Source organism: Rhodospirillales bacterium, from assembly GCA_018666775.1.
Lineage (GTDB): Bacteria > Pseudomonadota > Alphaproteobacteria > SMXQ01 > SMXQ01 > JABIXC01.
The window spans coordinates 276081-292005 of record JABIXC010000007.1 but is presented as its reverse complement, the minus strand read 5'-3'; the positions used below and the strand labels follow the sequence as shown (position 1 = coordinate 292005).

Annotated in this window: 19 protein-coding genes and 1 tRNA gene; 9 read left to right on the top strand and 11 right to left on the bottom strand. The window is 55.6% G+C overall.

Annotation, left to right across the window (positions count from 1 at the left end; translation table 11 throughout):
• Nucleotides 1-83: 83 nt before the first annotated feature.
• The 3 genes from HOJ08_03640 to HOJ08_03630 are packed head-to-tail and all read right to left on the bottom strand — an operon-like array spanning nt 84 to nt 2526.
• Nucleotides 84-656, bottom strand: a complete 573-nt coding sequence (locus tag HOJ08_03640) for a cob(I)yrinic acid a,c-diamide adenosyltransferase (GenBank protein MBT5672532.1) — start codon at nt 654-656, stop codon at nt 84-86.
• A gap of 4 nt (nt 657-660) precedes the next feature.
• Nucleotides 661-858 (bottom strand): twin transmembrane helix small protein, encoded by a 198-nt coding sequence (locus HOJ08_03635; protein MBT5672531.1) that lies wholly within the window; start codon nt 856-858, stop codon nt 661-663.
• A gap of 9 nt (nt 859-867) precedes the next feature.
• The gene (locus HOJ08_03630; GenBank protein ID MBT5672530.1) at nt 868-2526 is read right to left on the bottom strand and encodes an acyl-CoA dehydrogenase; all 1659 of its coding nucleotides are present in this window, start codon (nt 2524-2526) and stop codon (nt 868-870) included.
• Between the two features lie 111 nt (nt 2527-2637).
• Here HOJ08_03630 and HOJ08_03625 point away from each other — a divergent pair, with 111 nt between their 5' ends.
• Together HOJ08_03625 and HOJ08_03620 are read left to right on the top strand one after the other, a co-directional pair.
• Nucleotides 2638-3321 (top strand): hypothetical protein, encoded by a 684-nt coding sequence (locus HOJ08_03625; GenBank protein ID MBT5672529.1) that lies wholly within the window; start codon nt 2638-2640, stop codon nt 3319-3321.
• A gap of 84 nt (nt 3322-3405) precedes the next feature.
• Nucleotides 3406-3969 (top strand): HNH endonuclease, encoded by a 564-nt coding sequence (locus tag HOJ08_03620; GenBank protein ID MBT5672528.1) that lies wholly within the window; start codon nt 3406-3408, stop codon nt 3967-3969.
• Between the two features lie 10 nt (nt 3970-3979).
• Here HOJ08_03620 and HOJ08_03615 read toward each other — a convergent pair whose 3' ends face one another.
• The 4 genes from HOJ08_03615 to HOJ08_03600 are packed head-to-tail and all read right to left on the bottom strand — an operon-like array spanning nt 3980 to nt 5958.
• On the bottom strand, nt 3980-4510 hold the full coding sequence (locus HOJ08_03615) for a demethoxyubiquinone hydroxylase family protein (protein ID MBT5672527.1): 531 nt from the start codon (nt 4508-4510) through the stop codon (nt 3980-3982).
• A complete protein-coding gene (locus tag HOJ08_03610) occupies nt 4500-5018 on the bottom strand; it encodes a disulfide bond formation protein B (GenBank protein MBT5672526.1) in 519 nt (172 codons plus the stop codon). The genes HOJ08_03615 and HOJ08_03610 overlap by 11 nt, the downstream gene beginning before the upstream one ends.
• A gap of 5 nt (nt 5019-5023) precedes the next feature.
• A complete protein-coding gene (locus HOJ08_03605) occupies nt 5024-5605 on the bottom strand; it encodes a DedA family protein (protein MBT5672525.1) in 582 nt (193 codons plus the stop codon).
• A gap of 2 nt (nt 5606-5607) precedes the next feature.
• Nucleotides 5608-5958, bottom strand: a complete 351-nt coding sequence (locus HOJ08_03600) for a DOPA 4,5-dioxygenase family protein (protein ID MBT5672524.1) — start codon at nt 5956-5958, stop codon at nt 5608-5610.
• A gap of 118 nt (nt 5959-6076) precedes the next feature.
• On the opposite strand from HOJ08_03600, the gene HOJ08_03595 reads away from it, so the two are divergent.
• Nucleotides 6077-6163, top strand: a tRNA-Leu gene (locus tag HOJ08_03595).
• Between the two features lie 62 nt (nt 6164-6225).
• Here HOJ08_03595 and HOJ08_03590 read toward each other — a convergent pair.
• Together HOJ08_03590 and HOJ08_03585 are read right to left on the bottom strand one after the other, a co-directional pair.
• A complete protein-coding gene (locus HOJ08_03590) occupies nt 6226-6663 on the bottom strand; it encodes a hypothetical protein (protein MBT5672523.1) in 438 nt (145 codons plus the stop codon).
• 36 nt (nt 6664-6699) lie between these two features.
• On the bottom strand, nt 6700-7122 hold the full coding sequence (locus HOJ08_03585; GenBank protein ID MBT5672522.1) for a DUF423 domain-containing protein: 423 nt from the start codon (nt 7120-7122) through the stop codon (nt 6700-6702).
• An 88-nt stretch (nt 7123-7210) separates the two neighbouring features.
• On the opposite strand from HOJ08_03585, the gene HOJ08_03580 reads away from it, so the two are divergent.
• Both HOJ08_03580 and HOJ08_03575 read left to right on the top strand, forming a co-directional pair.
• Complete coding sequence (locus HOJ08_03580) at nt 7211-8704, top strand: CoA-acylating methylmalonate-semialdehyde dehydrogenase (protein MBT5672521.1); 1494 nt, start codon at nt 7211-7213, stop codon at nt 8702-8704.
• 22 nt (nt 8705-8726) lie between these two features.
• Nucleotides 8727-8900 carry a hypothetical protein gene (locus HOJ08_03575; protein ID MBT5672520.1) on the top strand — a complete coding sequence of 58 codons (174 nt, stop codon included), beginning with the start codon at nt 8727-8729 and terminating at the stop codon, nt 8898-8900.
• Nucleotides 8901-8961: 61 nt separating this feature from the next.
• Here HOJ08_03575 and HOJ08_03570 read toward each other — a convergent pair whose 3' ends face one another.
• Nucleotides 8962-9963, bottom strand: a complete 1002-nt coding sequence (locus HOJ08_03570) for an ornithine cyclodeaminase family protein (GenBank protein ID MBT5672519.1) — start codon at nt 9961-9963, stop codon at nt 8962-8964.
• A gap of 81 nt (nt 9964-10044) precedes the next feature.
• Between HOJ08_03570 and HOJ08_03565 the strand changes: the two genes are divergently transcribed.
• Both HOJ08_03565 and HOJ08_03560 read left to right on the top strand, forming a co-directional pair.
• Entirely contained in the window at nt 10045-11241 is a 1197-nt protein-coding gene (locus tag HOJ08_03565; GenBank protein ID MBT5672518.1) for a hypothetical protein, read from the top strand.
• Nucleotides 11242-11244: 3 nt separating this feature from the next.
• Complete coding sequence (locus HOJ08_03560) at nt 11245-12207, top strand: D-2-hydroxyacid dehydrogenase (GenBank protein ID MBT5672517.1); 963 nt, start codon at nt 11245-11247, stop codon at nt 12205-12207.
• 55 nt (nt 12208-12262) lie between these two features.
• On the opposite strand, the gene HOJ08_03555 is transcribed toward HOJ08_03560, so the two are convergent.
• On the bottom strand, nt 12263-13234 hold the full coding sequence (locus HOJ08_03555) for a D-2-hydroxyacid dehydrogenase (protein MBT5672516.1): 972 nt from the start codon (nt 13232-13234) through the stop codon (nt 12263-12265).
• A gap of 97 nt (nt 13235-13331) precedes the next feature.
• On the opposite strand from HOJ08_03555, the gene HOJ08_03550 reads away from it, so the two are divergent.
• Both HOJ08_03550 and HOJ08_03545 read left to right on the top strand, forming a co-directional pair.
• Nucleotides 13332-14129, top strand: a complete 798-nt coding sequence (locus tag HOJ08_03550; protein ID MBT5672515.1) for a glucose 1-dehydrogenase — start codon at nt 13332-13334, stop codon at nt 14127-14129.
• 28 nt (nt 14130-14157) lie between these two features.
• On the top strand, nt 14158-15921 hold the full coding sequence (locus HOJ08_03545) for a gamma-glutamyltransferase family protein (GenBank protein ID MBT5672514.1): 1764 nt from the start codon (nt 14158-14160) through the stop codon (nt 15919-15921).
• Nucleotides 15922-15925 lie beyond the last annotated feature (4 nt).

Here is a 15925-nt window from a genome sequence, read left to right as displayed (position 1 = left end):
AAAACTTTCAAAAGGGCAAGAAAATGCGTTGGCAACCTATAACCGGGCGCGGCTTTGGTCAACGGGGGTCTGGAAATTGGTGTCTATCGGTTGGTGCCGGGGCGCCACAGGACGTCAGTGGCCCCATCATCGTTGATGTGGCGGGATGCGACGAACAGGTGGTCTGATAACCGGTTTATATAGGTCAATGCGTGGACATTGATGGCTTCGCGGGCATTCAGGCCCACCATCAGGCATTCTGCGCGTCTGGCCACGGTGCGACCCAGATGCAGATAGGCCGCGGCTGGCTTGCCACCGGGCAGGATAAAAGACGTAAGGTCGGCCAAATTGGCGTTCATGGCATCAATTTCATCTTCCAGACGTTTGACCTGTTTTTCCGTGATGCGGAGCGGTTCATGACCGGCTTTCCCTTTGCGGCCTTCTTCTGGCACACAAAGATCTGCCCCTAAATCGAACAGATCGTCTTGAATGCGGCCCAGCATGGCGTCTATGTCGCCATTTATTGAAAGCCTCGCGATGCCAATGACGCTGTTGGTTTCATCGACGGCACCGCCTGCTTGAATGCGCAGATCATCTTTGGCAATCCGCGCGCCATCGCCCAGAGACGTCTGCCCTTTATCACCACCCCGGGTGTAAATGCGGGTTAATTTGACCATGGGTTCAGCCCTTCCCGAACAAGACCAGAAACAGAATTAACAACAACAATGCCAACCCCTGCAATCCAACCCGCCAGCGCATGAACAAATTGGCGCGTTTGGGGTTTGGCGTTTTCCGGGACATATTGATGATGCCGCCGATCAGCACGATAAAGACGGCAATGGCCATGCCGCCGATCAACCAGGGAAAAATTGCGTGCATGTCCATGGCTTAATTCCTGTCTGCCAGAATGGCCCGGGCAATGACATGGGCCTGAATTTCGGCGGCGCCTTCAAAAATGTTGAGGATGCGCGCATCCAACAGCAAACGGCTGACGGGAAATTCCAGCGCATAGCCATTGCCGCCATGGACCTGGACCGCATTATCGGCAGCCGACCATGCGGCGCGCGCTGCGAATAATTTTGCCATGCCGGCTTCTCCGTCACAGCGGCGTCCTGAATCTTTCTCTCGGGCCGCAAAGAATGCCAATTGTCGCGACACCATGATTTCCACGGCCATCCAGCCCAATTTGCCGGAAATGCGGTCAAAATTGGCAATGGATTGGCCGAATTGTTTGCGGTCATGGGCATAAGATACGGCCAGTTCCAACGCGTTTTGGGCCACGCCATTGGCTCGTGCGGCGGTTTGGATGCGGGCTGATTCAAAGGTTTGCATCAATTGTTTGAAGCCCTCACCTTCCACGCCGCCCAACAGGTTTTCGTGGGGCACTTCGAATTGATCAAAGCTGATTTCATATTCATGCATGCCGCGATAGCCCAGAACTCCGATTTCGGTGCCGGTCATGCCGGTTGCAGGGAAGGGATCGTCAACGGTGCCCCGGGGCTTGACCGCCAGAAACATGGAAAGCCCGCGCCAGCCGGTTTCATCGGGCTTGGTGCGCACCAACAGGGTCATCAGGTCAGAACGCGCGCCATGGGTGATCCATGTTTTTTGGCCGCTGATGCGCCAAGTATCACCATCGCGCACGGCCTTGGTCCGCAGGCCCCCCAGATCAGACCCGGTATCGGGTTCGGTAAAGACGGCAGTGGGGATCATGTCACCCGATGCGATCGCGGGCAGGAAACGGGCTTTTTGATCATCGGTGCCCGACATGCGGATCAGTTCCGCTGCAATTTCGGTGCGCGTGGGCAAAGACCCAACGCCTAAATATCCCCGCGATAATTCTTCCGTCACAATGCAAAGGGCAGCGCGCCCCATGGCCAGCCCGCCATGGGCTTCATCAATGGTCAGGCCGAACACGCCCAGTTCGCTCATTTGATCCAAAACCCCATCGGGGATCAGGTCATTGGCAAGGTGCCAGTCATTGGCAAAGGGTGCGATTTGTTCATCGGAAAAACGGCTGAATTGATCGCGGACCAAAATATGCGTTTCATCTTCCAGCCCCCAATCACCAAAATTGCCATCCTTGATTAATTCGGCGATGCGCTGGCGTTTGGCCATGGTGTTGCCATCGGCCATCAGGGCCTTGATTTTGGGCGCATCGAAGCCGGCCAAATCGGTCTCGCGCATACCCATGTCGGACGGCCGGATGATTTCACCTTGAGACAGGGCAATACCGCCCAGCAGTTGCGATAAATATTCCCCAAAGGCGGCATCGGCCATCAAGGATTCCAGCTCTGTACACTTGCCCGCATTGTTCAAGCCTTCGACCCAGGCAAGGGTCTGGCGCAGGGCCTGGGTGTAGGTGGCAACCCATGCCAGCCCGTGGGCGGCAAACTGGTGGCGGTTTAGCCCGTCTTTATCGCCTTGTACCAAATCACTAACGCGGGATTGTGCGCGCGCGAAAAAATCCTCGGCGCAATCAAGGCCAGCACGCAGTGTCGTGTTTCGGGGATCGGTCATTGGCTTCCTTATTTGAACGGCTGGCATATGCACGGTTTCGCAAATGCCTGCCTGTGGCTAGAATGTGCCGTGCCCGCCGGTTTCCGTCAAGGCGTGCATGGCCTGATTGATGTTTGATTAATTGAAAGTGACCGCGTTATGACCACAGATTCTCCCCGCACTCTATTAGGCCCTGATTTTGGCCCGCCATCGGGTGATGATCCTCAATGGCTGGTGGTGTTCCTCCATGGCTTTGGCAGCGATGGACAGGACCTGATTTCCCTTGGCCCCATCATGGGCGAAGCCTTGCCCCATGCGCGGTTTATCGCCCCGAACGGCCCAGAAGCGTGCGATATGGCGCCCGCGGATTTTACGGGACGTCAATGGTTCAACCTTGCGGATCGGTCATCAGAAAATATGGAAGCGGGCGTGCGTCGTGCTGCCATTGATCTCGACGCATATCTTGATGGGGAATTGGCGCGCCTGAAACTCGATGACAGCAGGCTTATTCTGGTTGGCTTTTCCCAAGGTGCCATGACCGCCCTTCATGTGGGCCTGCGCCGGGAAAATGCATGTGCGGGCATTCTTTCCATGTCGGGTGCATTGATCGCACCGGAAACCTTGCCGGGTGAAATAAAGTCTCGCCCGCCGGTTTGTATTATTCATGGCCGCGAAGATGATGTGGTGCCCGTGGTTTCTGCCGACACCGCCCAACAATTGCTCACCCGTTCCGGGGTGTCGGTCGATTGCCACCTGCTCGAAGAACTTGGCCACGGCATCGATGATGCCGCCCTTATTCTTGCTGTTTCCTTTCTGGGGCGCATCACGGCGCACAGCGCCTGATCTTGTGTCTGTAAGGGAAGTGGTGTAGGCAAGGTGCCAGTTGCTTGATCCAGTTGCGTTTAAGACCATCAGGGAGACCTTGTTGTGTTCGCTTCGCCTGAAAGCTGCCCCGCACTTGTTCTGAATGCCGATTTTCGGCCGCTCAGCTATTTCCCGCTGTCGGTGTGGTCGTGGCAGGATGCGGTGAAGGCGGTTTTTCTGGACCGGGTAAACATCGTTTCCGAATATGATCAACAGGTCCACAGCCCATCCTTTACCATGGCCCTGCCATCGGTGATCGCGCTGAAAGACTATATTCGCCCGGCCACCAATCCCATCTTTACCCGCTTTAACGTGTTCCTGCGCGATCAGTTTTCCTGCCAGTATTGCGGCCACCAAACCCCATCGGAACGCCTCACGTTCGATCACGTGGTGCCAAAATCGAAGGGTGGGGGAACCTCGTGGACCAATGTGGTGGCGGCGTGTGAGCCGTGTAATCTGCGCAAGGCCGACATGATGCCCAGCAAGGCCCATATGACACCCCGCACCCTTCCTCGCCAGCCAACGGTCCGCGAACTCCAGGCCAACGGCCAAGCCTATCCCCCCAACTTTCTCCACGAAAGCTGGCGCGATTTCCTCTACTGGGATTCCGAACTGGAACCCTCTTAAAATTTTTCGCCTAAATTCTTTCAGACAGCCAGATGGCCATGCGGGTGCCGGTGCGCACGGCTGATGTCAGGGGGGCGTGGCAGGGGGCTTGTCGGGCGCCTTCATTAATGGCGCGTTGGCGGTGATCGGCTTCATCGGCCTGGGCTTGTGTAATAGCGGCGGCCAATTCGGGGTCTGATTGCGCGGGGTTTTTGGACAGCGCATCCGATTGTGCCTGATAGTGATCTTCGATCACTTCTTCTACCGCTTCGGTGCAGGCCATGGCGGCTTTTTTACCCATCATGGCAGTGGCCGCCCCCAGCGCAAAACCGGCCACATGCCAGATCGGTCCAAGAAGCGTTGGCCGCACGTGGCGGGCGTTCATCAGATGATCAAATTTTTCCAGATGTTCGCGTTCTTTATCGGCCATTTCTTCGATCACCGGGGCGGCATCGGTATTTTTCAAAACCGCCAATTGGCCCGCGTAAATGCGCGCAGCGCCGTATTCCCCGGCCTGATCGACCCGGATCATGCGGTCAATTTTGGTTTTTTTATCCACCATGGTTTGCCTTCATCACTTGTGCCGCGCGCGTGGTGATAATGCCAAGTCCAAGGGCGGTGATGAAATTATAGCCCGCCATTGAAATACCACCCAGCGACCATGCCACTTCATCGCAGCGCACAATGGGGGTCCCCAGCAATTGCGCGCCCAAGGCTTCGATGCTGCCGCTAATGGGTGCGGCACTGCAACTTTGCAGGCCTTCCCACCAATGCTGCTCAACACCCACATGAAACGCGGCAATGCCGGCATCAATATACAGGGCCAGTGCTGCCAAAATTGCGATGGTACTCAATAGGGACGCGCGCGCAGCCATGGTGGTGTGGCCCGCCAATCCAAACCCAACGCCCCCCAGCCCGATGACGATGACATAAGGATAGCGTTGCCACAGACATAAGGGGCAGGGTTGCAGCCCGCCAAAATATTGTGACGCGAGCGCCGTTCCCAAAATGCCCATGGCTGCGATCAGCAGCAGGGCAAAAAAGGTGCGGGGTTCATAAAGTGCTTTCATCATGATCAGAACGCGTATTTTATCAGAACAAACCCGCCCAGCAGGAGGGCAAAAAAGGCAATGCTCAACAGCGATAGATTGCGTTCAATGAAGGCCCGGATGGGTTCGCCAAAGCGCCATAAAAGTGCCGCCACCGCATAAAACCGCGCACCACGTGCAAGAACGGCTGAGACGATAAAGGTGAGCGGGTCCAACGATGCAACGCCAGAGGCAATGGTGATCACCTTGAAGGGGAAGGGGGTCAGCGCAGCCCCCGCCACAATCCATGCGCCCCATTCATTGTAATGGGCGGTGAAGGTTTCGAATTTCGCGCCATAGCCGTAAAAATCCATCATCGGTTTGCCGATGCTGTCATAAAGCAAGGCCCCGATGGCGTAGCCCAAAATAGCCCCCAACACCGATGCGATCGTGCAGATCATGGCAATGCGCCATGCCCGGGTGCGATCGGCCAGCACCATGGGGATGATCATTACGTCGGGGGGGATGGGAAAGAACGATGATTCGGCAAAGCTGACTGCGAACAGGGCCGAGCCCGCACGCTTGTGCCCGGCTAAATTCATGGTCCAGTCATAAAGCCCGCGCAACATGGTTAGTTATCCAGCCATTGTGCGGTGTTAATGTCGAGGATTTCACCCAGCCAGATGGCATGTTCCATATGATCGGCGACATGGTCCCCAGTGCTGTGGGGATGGACCAAAACCGCCAATCCCGCCCGGTTCAGGGCAAGAAACGGCACAAATGTGTCAAACAGCGCCGCATCAAAGGCCACCTGATACATGGGCTGTGTATGGGGGCCAACGTTCCGGTCATGCCAGCCGCCAATGACGGACGAGGGAAACCCAGCCGCGATTTTTTCGCGCAAATCCGCCGCAATTGTGCGTGTTGTGGCAAGATCGTAATAGATATGGGCGTGCCAGGCCGGAATGGTGATGTCGTTCATGGAGGGAAAGCTATACGCCCGCGCGCTTCAGGGCAATGGGGGGCTATTTGGTCAGGTCACGAAATGAGGTTGACGAACCCGCACCAGATAAGCATTTTACGGGCGAGAATTAATATGTGGGGGTATGGCGGAACTGGTAGACGCGCGGGATTCAAAATCCCGTTCTGGTGACAGAGTGGGAGTTCGATTCTCCCTACCCCTACCACTTATCAAAAAGGCCCCGGATAAAACCTGGGGCCTTTTCGTGTTTGATGGATGTTTTGAAGATCAGTCTTCAGAGATATGACAGGCGATTTCCCAGCTGATCTGGTCGTTGGCATCGAGCTTGTCGTAATTCAGGCGTTTTTTCTTTACCTGTTTGCGAAACGCGGTTTCCAGCTGGTCGCGCAAATCCTGATCCAGATCATCGGTGTTCAAGGTGATGGTGGCGGGCAGCTTTTTCTTTCTGGGGGCTGCTTTTTTCTTCCCAAAAATTTCATCCCAGCCCGACCGGTAATCATCGGTGGCAACGGATGAGAAATAGCTGATGGGGCGGCTGGGCGCAGATGCTTTTTTGCTACTGCCTTCGCTGCCAGAATCGCTTTTGGAATCGGTTCCCGAATCTGGCGTTTTTGATTCTTTTGCCTCAGGCGCTTTTGCTTTTGGCGCTTTTGGTTTGGATGTCTTGGCAGCAGGTTTTTTGGTTTTAGGTTTTGTAGCCATCATTTTCACTCGTGATTTCAGAAAATTTAAAGAGGGGCGTTATTGCTTGCAGCGCAAATGGATGAGCGCGCCAACACAAAGCCCGGACCAGCCACCCATCAAGAGCACGCCGCCAACGGGCACGATATTTAAATTAAGGCCGATGCTCATCAAGACAAGCCCGCCAGAGAACAAAATCACACCGGAGCCAAAACAAAGGATGGCGGTGGTGAGTATTTTGCAAGCGACCAAATCAATGGCCAATCGTTCCCGGGCCAGAACCGTCGGGATCATGGCCATGCCATGGGCCATAGCATAGGTGGACGCGGTTTTTAACAAGGGCTGGGCTTCCACATGGGCGCCGTGGGCGGCCAGTGTGCCCAGGATGATCCCGCACAGGCCCATGAAAGCGCCGCACGCAATGGTGGCGGCGGCGAATTTGGATAGCGGGGCCGCTGGTTTTGGGGGCTGGGCGGTGTTCATGGCGGGTATGATACCTGTCTGGACCTTTGACGATTGGGGCTCTAATCTCCGCTGCGTTACGGAAACAGCATGGACATAGCAGAAAATGATGGATGATTTATATCATTTTATTGGTGGTAAACGGGTTAAGGGCGCATCTGGGCGCTTTGGCGAGGTAACAAACCCTGCCACGGGTGATGTTTGTGCCCGGGTGCCGCTGGCCGATGGGCCAGATCTTAATGCGGCCATTGCATCGGCTAAAGATGCCTTTCCCGGTTGGGCCGCAACCCCGCCGCTGCGCCGTGCCCGGGTGATGTTCCGGTTCAAGGAATTGATTGAAGCCAATATGGATGCGCTGTGTGCGGCGGTCACCCAGGAACATGGCAAGGTTTTGGATGATGCGCGCGGGTCCTTGATCCGTGGACTGGAGGTGGTGGAATTTGCCTGTGGCATTCCCCATTTGTTAAAGGGTGAATATGCCGAAAATGTTGGCACCGGGGTGGATAGTTTTTCCCTGCGCCAACCCATTGGCATCTGCGCCGGGATCACACCGTTTAATTTTCCGGTCATGGTGCCCATGTGGATGTTTCCGCTGGCCGTGGCGGCGGGGAATTGTTTCATTTTGAAGCCTTCTGAAAAGGTGCCCTCCGCCCCCTTGATGTTGGCAGAGCTGGCATCGGAAGCAGGCCTGCCCGATGGGGTGTTGAACGTTGTTAATGGCGACAGCACAACCGTGAACGGCATTTTGGCCGCTCCTGAAATTGGCGCGATCAGCTTTGTGGGGTCTACCAATGTTGCCGAACATGTTTACCGCACCGGCACGGACGCGGGCAAACGGGTTCAGGCATTGGGTGGTGCTAAAAACCATATGGTGGTGATGCCCGATGCCGATATTGATCTGGCCGTGGATGGCCTGATGGGCGCTGCTTATGGATCGGCAGGGGAACGCTGCATGGCGATTTCGGTTGCTGTTGCGGTGGGCGATGCCGGGGATCGGTTGGTCGAAAAAATGGCTTCCCGGGTGCGCGATTTAAAGATCGGCGTTGGCACCGATGGCGATTCTGAAATGGGGCCGTTGGTCACCAAAGAACACCGTGATCGGGTAGAGGCCTATGTCGACGGCGGCGTGGCTGCGGGCGCAGAACTGGTGGTTGATGGCCGGGGCTTTCGGCCCAAAGGCAGCGAAGCCGGGTTTTTCACCGGCGCATCCCTGTTTGATCGAGTCACCACAGACATGGATATTTACCGCGATGAAATTTTTGGCCCAGTGCTGTGCGTGGTTCGGGCCGATGATTTTGAGGGCGCGCTGAAGATCGTCAATGATCATCAATACGGCAATGGCACGGCGATTTTTACCCAAAGTGGGGATGCCGCTCATGCCTTTACCCAGGGTGTGCATGCGGGCATGGTGGGGATTAACGTCCCCATCCCGGTGCCCATGGCCTTCATGAGCTTCGGTGGCTGGAAACGGTCCCTGTTTGGGGATCATCATATCCATGGCGCCGAGGGCGTGCGGTTCTATACACGGCTTAAAACGGTGACCTCGCGCTGGCCCCAGTCCATGACCCGGGGTGCCGAATTCATCATGCCGACCGCAAAGTAAGCACGCCTCTCGCAAATGTGACATGCTTGGTGTTCCGGTTCATGCCAATGAAGCATCCACCAAGGGCGGCAAGCTTAGAAAGAAAACCCGGGTGGCCAAGTTCAAGAAATTGATCAAGGGTGCATCGGTCCATATTGCCACCAGCGGCAAAGCCATGCAGTTTGACGGCCAAGGCAATTGCAAAGCGGGTTGTTAAGCAAAATACCTAAATAACAAAACCCCTTGAAGCGCATAGCGTGCTTTGAGGGGTTTTTTCTTTAGCGGTTTTCTTCGTAATCCAGAACTTGACCGATGCCAGCCTTCACAGCCTTTTTATGGAGCATGTTGGCAACGGCAATATATTCCAGCGCCGTGCCGCCCGATAAGAACAGGGTGATCTGGTCTTCGGATTCCCGGCCCTTGATCTTGCCCACCAGAACATCACCGATGGTGCCCTGGACGATATCGCGGGTGATCTCGCCACTTTCCAGTGGGATCAACAATTCACCCTTTTCATTAAAGGCCTGTTCCAGATCATCGACAATGACGCGCGCGTTGTTCAAGGTAGCGGCATCAATTTCACGTTTTTTTGGATAATGGGCCCCAACGATGGACCCATGTGCGCCGGGTTTGATCCAGTCTGCTTTCATGATGGGATCAGCCGCATTGGTGATGGTCACAAAAATATCGGCGTCCCGGATGGCGTCTTCCGCTGTGTCTGCGGCCTCAATATCCAGATCAGGAAACGCACCTTTTGCCCATGCAATGTAGGATTCCAGATTTTCGCGGGTGGTGCTGTAGGCGCGCACAGTTGTGATGTCACGGATGGCACACAGCCCCATTAATTGGGTCCGTGCCTGATCGCCAGAACCCAGAATGCCGACCCGGGTGGCGTCTTTGCGGGCCATGTGGTTGGCGGCCATGGCCGATGTTGATCCGGTTTTCATTTGGCCAATACAAGAGCCATGCAAAATGGCCGGCACCTTTCCGGTGGTCGTATCATACAGGGTGATCCAGAGGTTCATGCCGCCATAGCCACCGGAATAAAGCGATGCGCCCATGGCACCAACCCCTTTCAGGGCGGCGCCGCCGATCTTTAAGGACCCGCCCTTGGCCCGGCCCGGTATGGGTACTTCAAAATTCTGGCGCGGCAAAATGTCAAAATCGCCATTTCCCTGATCGATAAAGGCGCCTTCGATGGCCGCGACAAAATCGCCCATGGTGGCGTGGCCTTCGTCAATCAATTGGGCGACATGTTTTTCGTTAATAAACAGGGTCATTTCAGGGGTTCACCATCATCGTTGCGTTTGTGTCATTGGCATTAGAGAATAAGCGAAAATATTCGTTAAGGGGAGAAAACAGTGACCAATTCAAGCTACGTTCCACCAAGTTTAGACGATATTCGTACGTCCCATACGGCAACTGCCATGCCGCCTGAAAATATTTTGCCGTCTTTGGCCCTGCGCAACCGGTTTCAGGCGATGGAAAACCTGTCAAAGGTGTTCGCCATCCGCGAAGGCGAAAATGTTCTGTTCTTAACAGACCCGTTGCTGGACCGGCGCGTTGTTGATGCCATTTCTGGCATTGCAGCTGCACGCGGCGCGACCGTGCGTGAATTTATGGCCCCCACCACGCAGCTGACCGATTGCCCCGATGAAGCGCGTGCGCTGGTGGAGCAGGCAGATTTTGTCATCGGCAGTTGGTACGCATCGGTCAACGCGCCGTTGTTCGTGAAACTGCGCAAAGAAAAAGGCCAGCGTTGGGTGAAGATTACCTATTTCAGAAACCTTGATCTTTTGGACACCCCGCAGGCGCGGTTCCCGGTTGGATTGGTGGGTGAAATCACCCGGGCCAATGCCGCATTGTTTCCCCGCGGTGTTGATTTTGACATGCATTTTTCAGACCCGCGCGGCAGTGATGTCACTATTAAGTTTACGGCAGAAATGGCGGATAACATGTTGGACACCAACCGTTGGCGCGGTTCCACCACGGCGGAAGAGCCGGGCTGTTATGTGCATTACCTGCCATCCCATGGCCCCAATATTTATGATCGCGAAACCTTTAAACGCGAACCGGGCAAAGTGGCAAAGATGGAAGGCATGCTTTACCCGCAATGGGCCGTGGGCTTTAAAAACCCGTTTGAGGAAAAAATTGGCGTGGAATGGTGTGACACCGAAGTGGTCGCCGTTCATGGCAAAAGCCGCGAAGCAGATATCCTGCGTGACATGGTTGTCGGCGGCAAGGTGACGGAACTGGGCTGTGGCCATAATCCAAAGGCGCCGCGTTTTACGGCCTATCCTGCCGGGCCAAATTCGGCCGGTGCGCTGCATTGGGGCATTAATTACACGACGCCGTCCAATCACATGCGCCGCGTCGTGCCCAATTGGGAAGAACCCCCCTTGCATCAGGATCTCGCCTGTTTTGACACCACGGTGACCGTGGGCGATGTGACCCTGATCGACAATGGATTCTTGATGGCACTGAAATCACCCAGCGTCGTCGAGCAGGCATCACGCTATGGCGACCCCGTAGAAATGCTAGAAGCATTTGTCGAATAGGTCATGACCTTGCGCATTGCCCAGATGCTGCGGGATTACCACGATGTGGTGGATGCAGATTTTTTGGCGGCCTTCCCGGATGTGGAAGTGGTGCGGGCGCATAATCCCGATGAACTGGCCGGGGCCTTGGACGGTGCGGAGGTGTTCTTTACCTATAATTCTGCCTTCACACCAGAAACCGGCCCGGTCATTGCAAAACACGGGCAGGCGTTGAAATGGATACAATTTGCCACCGTTGGCATTGATATCGCGCAAGAACATGGCCTGCCCCAAGACGTCTTAATCACCAATATTGGCGATATTAGCCAGACCGCTTTGGCGGGCCATGCCATGGCGTTGATGCTGGGTGTGATGCGGGGCTTTCATCCCTATGAAGGGTTTCGGGCCAATCATGATTGGGCCAGAAATGAATTTTCCCCGGGCCTGATTCCGGCCACCGGTGGCACCATGGTGATTTTGGGCATGGGGCGCATTGGCCAAGACGTTGCCCGCAAAGCCAAGGCTTTTGATATGGAGGTGATCTGCGTGACCCGCGCCGCCACCCCCGCGCCCTTCATTGATCGGGTGGTGAAACGCGAAGATGTTGGCGATGTTTTGCCACACGCCGATGTTCTGATGATCGCCATGGCATTGGATGATGAAACCCGGAATTTTATAGATGCGGATAAAATTGCGTTGCTGAAACCGAACGCCATCGTTGTCAATGTCAGCCGGGGCCAAGTGATCGATGAAGCGGCATTGACCCAAGCCTTGGCGGCGGGGTGGATCAAAGGGGCGGGCATCGATGCCTTCGCCGATGAACCTTTAAGCCCCGATAGCCCGTTATGGGATTTGGATAATGTATTGATGACCCCCCATATTGCGGGCCAAGGCGGCGACGCCCAAAAACAGGGATTGGCAAAGCTTGTGCGCGAAAATTTGCGGCTTTATCTAGATGGCAAACCGCTGAAAAGTGTCGTGCGTTAGCGCGCTCTTAAAGTCGTGCGTTAGCGCGCTCTTAAATCGTGCGCACATAGGCCCTTTAATCCACCATTGATTCCCAATCGACCGTAAATTCCAGCGGTTTTCCCGCCTGGTACAGTTCAATGTTTCTAGCAATTCTGGCGAATTGCCGGTCCGGGGTATGGTCGCCCACACCGCCGATATGCGGGGTCAGCACGATATTGGGCACATCCCATAACGGGCTATCGGCAGGGGTGGGTTCTTCGACCGTCACGTCCAGCCCGGCCCCTGCAATTTGCCCGGATTTGCACGCGGCGATCAGGTCTGGTTCATTGACTAATGCGCCGCGCGCAATGTTGACCAGATAGGCACTTTTTTTCATGGCCGATAATTTATCGGCGTCCATGAAGCCATGGGTTTCAGGGATGGATGGCATAGAGATCAAAACCGCATCGGCTTGGGCCAGGGCTTCCTTCACGCGCTCGCGGGGGAAAACCTCATCGACAGAATCATCGGGTTTGTAATCCCGTGATACGGCGATCACTTTCATTTCAAAGGCTTTTGCCTTGCGCGCCATGGATTGGCCAATTTGGCCCATGCCAAGGATGGCCATGGTGCGGCCTGCAAAAGAAAAGACACTGGGGCTGACCCCATCGCGGATCCAGTCATGGCGGGTGCTGGCTTCTTCCGTTGCCCGGAAGTTGCGGGCCAAAAACATAAACAGCGAAAAGGCATGTTCAGACAAAGTGGGGGCGGATAGGCCGGTGGCATTGGTGACCACAGTGCCGGGCAGGAAACCACCATGTTTCAACGCTTTGTCGATCCCCGATGTCCTGAAATTGATCCATTTAAGGGTCTTCGCATTTTCGTTCACGGCTTTCACCATGTCTGCCAGATAAACCCGGTTGGTAATGCTTAAGGAATCTGCATCGCCAATTTCACGGGCGACATCATCGGCTGTATGGGTTTCGACAAAATCCACATCGGGGGCCAATGCGCGCAAGCCTGATATGTCTATTTTGTTCACCCCTTGATTAAAAATAACTTTCATCGTCTCTACCCTTTTTCTGTTTTTTGCAGCTTCTTGCCCAGCGATTGATTTTAGACGACACTTGGGCCTGCTTTAAGAAGAAAAACAAGGGGGGAGAATGTCGGAACAAAGATTGGCCGGAAAAGTGGCCTTGATTACCGGCGCTGGCGGGGCCATTGGCGGGGCAATTGCGCGCCATTTTGCGTCCCATGGGGCTAAAATTTGTGTTGGCGACATTAATCTGGAAGGGGCCGAGCAAACCGTCAGCGATATCGGGGCGGGTGGTGGCACGGCTGTGGCCTGCCCGCTGGATGTCTCTGATGCCGCCCAAGCCGAGCGCGCCGTACAGTTGGCGGTCGAGAAATTTGGGAATTTGCACATTTTGATCAATGTGGCGGCGGGATCATCGCCCGATGCGACCGTCGTCGATCGCAGCCTGGAAGATTGGACCCGCGAAATTTCAATTAACCTCACCGGTTGTTTCCTGATGAGCAAATATGCCATCCCGGCCATGAAAGATTCAGGCGGCGGGGCGATTATCAATATCGCGTCGCAATATGGACAAATTGGCGCACCGTTGCGCTCAGGCTATTGCGCATCGAAGGGCGGCATCTTGCAATTGACCAAGGTCATGGCCATCGATCACGCCGATGATAATATTCGGGTGAATTCCATATCGCCCGGTGCCATCGATACGCCGCGCTCATTACACCGTTATGGCACGCCGGAAAATGCCAACAAAATTCGCGGGCGATTTTATCTGGCGCGCCGCACCGGCACGGTTTTGGAAGTGGCCGAAGGGGCGTTGTATCTGGCATCCGATGCGGCGTCTTTTTGTACTGGCACCGATTTATTGATCGATGGGGGGTTCATGGCCTTCAAGGGCACCACCGACGATTTGCCAAAACGGGATTAAGATGATGGCAGGGGAAATTTATCAAGGCATGCACACGTCCCGGCCGGAATTGGTCGGCACCCACGGCATGGTGGCGACCAACCATTGGCTGGCAGCGCAGGCTGGCATGGCGATGATGGAAAAGGGTGGCAACGCCTTTGATGCGGCGGCGGCGGCGGCATTTGTGTTCCAGGTGATCTATCCCCATCTTTGTGGGCCTGCGGGCGAAGTGCCCATCTTGTTTTCGGCCAAAGGTGGCAAGGTCACGGCGCTGGCAGGCCAAGGCCCGGCACCCGCCACCGCCACCGTGGCGCGTTACCGCGATGCCGGTTTTGACATTATGCCGGGCACCGGTTTGATGGCCGCCACCGTGCCTGCGGCATTTGATTCGTGGATGATGTTGCTGTGCGATCACGGCAGTTTGCCCCTGGATGTGATTTTAGAACCGGCCATTGGCTATGCCCGCAATGGCCATGGGGTGGTTGGCGGTGTGGTGGCAGCGATTGATTCCATGGCAGATATTTTTGCCACCGAATGGCCAACATCGGGGGAAACCTATCTGGTCAACGGCGCCGTGCCAAAGACCGGCAGCCTTTATAAATTGCCTGCTTTGGCAGATATCTATGAACGCATTCTCAAAGAAGCCGGCACCGAGGGCGGGCGTGAACAGGTCATCAGCCGAGCGCGCAAAATTTGGCGTGAAGGCTTTGTTGCTGAAGCCATAGATGATTTTTGTCGCAATGCATCGGTGCTGGATACATCGGGGTTGCGTCACAACGGGTTGTTGACCGGCGAAGACATTGCCCAGTTTTCCGCCCATTACGAAGACCCGCTAACGTATGATTATTGCGGCACGACCGTGGCCAAATGCGGGCCATGGTCTCAAGCCCCGGTCATGTTGCAACAATTGGCCTTGTTAAAGGGCTTTGATCTTTCCGCCATGGACCCGTTGGGCGTGGATTTTGTTCACACCGTGGTGGAATGCGCCAAGCTTGCCTTTGCTGATCGTGAAAAATTCTATGGTGATCCCGATTTCGCAGACGTCCCCATGGATGTGTTGCTGTCCGATGTCTACAACGATGCGCGCCGCGCGCTGGTGGGCAATGATGCATCAATGGAACAACGCGCGGGCGAAATCCCGGGCTTTGGTGCCGGGGTGGCGTTAAGCGGCGCCGACAATCCTGATGCCAGTGCCGGTGCCGGGGAACCCGGTGCGGCATTGGGCAGCCAAAAGGGCGATACCGTCCACATTGATGCGGTGGATCGCTTTGGCAATATTGTTTCGGCCACGCCGTCAGGTGCGTGGCTGCATTCATCGCCGGTGGTGCCGGGTCTGGGCTTTCCGCTGGGTACCCGGGCGCAGATGTTCTGGTTGGATGAAACCCACCCCAATGGGGTGGCCCCGGGCAAACGGCCGCGCACCACGCTGTCGCCATCTTTGGCCTTAAAAGACGGCAAGCCGTGGCTCAGCTTTGGCACGCCCGGCGGTGATTTTCAGGACCAATGGCCGCTGACCATGTTCTTGCGCCATGTTCACCATGGGCTGAACCTGCAAGAAGCCATTGATTTGCCCTTGTTTGAAACGCTCCATTTTCCAAATTCCTTTTGGCCGCGCACGGCTTACCCCGGGCATCTGGGATTGGAAGGGGGCTTCGCGCCTGAAACAGTGGCAGAGCTCAAACGGCGAGGGCACCAGATAGAAACCGGGCCCTCTTGGTCCATTGGCCGGGTGACCGCAGCCGCCATTGATGGCCCGTGGCTCAAGGCTGCGGCGACCTCACGATTCATGCAAAGCTACGCAGTAGGAAGGTAAAAAC